We start from the raw sequence: 1767 nt of genomic DNA, 5'->3' as shown, positions 1-1767 counted from the left end.
GCTTAGTTGCCGCCGTTCAGGCCAACTTGAGCGTCTTGATCCTGGTACTGACCTTCGCTGCCCGGAGCGCGCGAAGTAGTGCCAGTGAAATCAACACCTTGGCTGCTGGACGCTTCGATGAAGTTCTGCGAAGCCGGGTTGTACAGGTAGTTCTGTACGCGCAGGGTATCGCCGTTCTCCGAAGTGATACGCAGACGCGGAGCATCACCAGTCGTTGCCGGATCACCACTTGCATCGTTGTTGGCCGCTGTAGCATGAGCCGGTGCGCTGGTCAGCTTGCTTGCAACAACATCCGGAGTCACGTTCAGCACAGCACGCGGCTTCAGGGTAGCCAGCTTGCCCCACTTGCCGTACAGACCGGTAGCCAGGATGTACTGACCGTACACGTCGATGGTGCGCACTTCGCTGTTGTTGATCAGGCGCAGCACCGACAGCCAGCCGTCAGTACGGGCGTTCGATGCGTAGTTGCGAACATCAATCTTCAGCGAGCCGGACAGCGGGTACAGCGGGCCCTTGCAGTAGTTGTTCTGTTCGTTCTTGTCTACGCCCGGATCAGCCTTGACCAGAGTCGCTGCATCAACGTTGAACGAGCTGCCCGGAATGATCACGCCACCAGGAGCGGTGTAGCAAACATGAACCGGGTTCAGGCCGGTAGCGCCGAAGGCTGCATTAACACCTGCTGCCGGAATGCTCAGCGTGAGCGGACCCGCTGCGTTGCCGGCAACGATCGGTGTGTTGGTGCCGGCGATTGCTGCTGCGCAACCGAAGGTGGTGCTCAGGAATACCGAGCCACCAACCACGAAACCTTGCGAAGCGGAAACCTTCACATCAACTTGCTTGACTTCCAGGGCACCGGCAGCGCCGAGTGCATCGCCTGTACCTTGTACTGCAGTAGCAATACCCGACAGACCTGGCAGGGTGGCATCAGCCAGCAGGTATTGATCCAGCAGGTTGGAGTCGTAGCCGTTTGCATTTTGCACCAGCGACACATAACCCAGGTTGGCTTGGGTTGCGCTGATGTAGGACGAGTACTGTGCGCTTGCATCCGGGTTGGCTGTCACGGTACCGGCGAAAGCCAGGTTGCCGCCGGCGATGTCCAGCTTGGCGTTACCGCTGGCCTTGGTGACCTTGACCAGGATGTTGGTCGGGAAGGTGATCAGGGTTGCAGTGTTGGTGGCAGCGGAACGGTTGTGTTCGTCCGGTGTTGCAGTTGCGTCAGTAGCCAGTGCCGTCGGATTGGTCAGAGCAACATAGTGCTTGAACGAAACGGCTTGGGTCTTGACGGTGGTGTCGCACTCTTCGATGGTGCCGACAACTTGCTTCAGGTTTTCTACAGCCTGATTGTCAGTCGAAGTGCCCGAGCTGGCAATTGCAATGATCGGCTGCTTGATCAGCGCAGCGGCGCCGGTGTGGACAGTCAGCGTTGCAAATACGGTTTTCTTGTCTGCGCTCAGAGCCAGCGTAGTCACTTGGAACTGACCTGCAGCGGCACCTTGAACGACCGGCGTAGCACTCACGCCGTCAGTTACGGTGATGCTCGGTGCCAGACCTGCCGACGCCCAAGTTGCATTGCCAGCCAGGGTGAACTGAATCTGGAAAGTTTGGTCTTGCAGACGTGCATCGACGTCACCGGCAAAACGATAGGAAATCGTCGGCGAAGTAACATCTTGTGTGTCGGTCGTGATGACTTCACGAGCGATCGACACGGACGACGACTGGATTTGACCCGCAAAGCTGCTGGTTGCAGCGATGGTGGCCAATGCGCCT

1 protein-coding gene is annotated in these 1767 nt (G+C 58.2%); it reads right to left on the bottom strand.

From position 1 onward, the window contains the following. Positions 1-2: 2 nt before the first annotated feature. The gene (locus tag IGB42_RS21765; protein WP_159675648.1) at positions 3-1760 is read right to left on the bottom strand and encodes a hypothetical protein; all 1758 of its coding nucleotides are present in this window, start codon (positions 1758-1760) and stop codon (positions 3-5) included. Between the last annotated feature and the right edge of the window lie 7 nt (positions 1761-1767).

Origin of the sequence: Andreprevotia sp. IGB-42 (genome assembly GCF_009848685.1) — a bacterium.
GTDB lineage: Bacteria > Pseudomonadota > Gammaproteobacteria > Burkholderiales > Chitinibacteraceae > Andreprevotia.
The sequence above is the reverse complement of the archived record's forward strand: the minus strand, read 5'-3'. Positions and strand labels throughout refer to the sequence as shown.